1 protein-coding gene is annotated in these 1,149 nt (G+C 69.8%); it reads right to left on the bottom strand.

The window, feature by feature from the left end; all coding sequences use genetic code 11:
• The coding region (locus ACWIE7_RS19370) for a lipase family protein (RefSeq protein WP_454070361.1) at window positions 1–1,149 on the bottom strand (1,149 nt) is incomplete at both ends.

Raw genomic sequence — 1,149 nt, 5'->3', positions numbered from 1 at the left:
CAGTAGGTCCCGCAGTTGGTGGGCGCGGGGACCCCGTCGATCCGGTCGGCCAGATACTGCACGGTCCCGGGCAGGCCGGCGAGCATCGGCGTCGCGTGGTTGAGGACCATCCCCGGCGCGACCGGCGGAGTGTGGTCGATGACCATGTTCACCGTCGCGCCCTTCGCGCACCAGTCGCGACCGAGCTGCTGGGACTGCGGTCCGGGCACCACGTCGTCGTTCACGGGCGAGAGGATCTGGACCGGCGTGGTGGGCGTGAGGGTGCCCACCCGCTGGCGCTCGAGGAACGCCAGGATTTCCGGGTTCCGCAGCGCGAGCTCGGTGGCCGACTCTCCCGTTACGGTGTATTGGTTCGTGTTCTGCATGAAGAACTGGACTGCCGACTCGGCGATGCACTGGTCTGAAGTGAGCTGGAGCATTCTCTTCCCCTGCTCGTTGAGGTGCGGCTCCATCAGCTCGCCGAACTCGGGGTAGCTCACGATGAGGCTGTTGAGGGTGTAGCCGATCCCCGCGGCGATCGCCGAGCCGTCGGCCTGCCCGAGCGTGGCCAGCAGATCGGCCGGCGGCGAACCGGCTACTGTGCCGACGAGGTTGACGTCCGGTGCGTACTGCGGCTGCAGTTCCGCGGCGGCGGCGACGGCGCCACCACCTTGCGAGTAGCCGACCATGACGGTGCGGGGGTCGGGGCCGATGTCGGCACCGGGGACGTCCGAGGCCGCGCGGGCGAGGTCGAGCACCGCGTGCGCCTGAGACTCTCGATTGACGTAGGTGTGGATGCCGGGCGTGCCGAGACCCTCGTAGTCGGTTATCGCCACGGCGAATCCCCGGTCGAGTAGGGCGTACGCCTGGATGATCTCGTAGCCGAAGCCGATCCCGGGCGGATCCGTGCGCACGTTCGCCAGGTTCTGGAACGACTTGGACGGAGCGCAGTGGTCCCCCTGGCCCTGCGTTCCCGGTGCCACCACCGCGAGCGGTCGCGTTCCCGGCCCGGTCCACGGCGTGCGCGGCTGGAGGTAGGCGCCGGTCACGGCGATTTCCTGGCCGCGTGAGCCGATCGAGGTGTACATGATCCGCTGCGCGTCGGTCGACAGTGCGCCGGCGCCGTCCGAGAGGTGCTCGGCTCCCGGGATCGGCGGGATCGCCCCGGCC

This window comes from Dietzia sp. NPDC055343 (assembly GCF_053645265.1).
The sequence above is the reverse complement of the archived record's forward strand: the minus strand, read 5'-3'. Positions and strand labels throughout refer to the sequence as shown.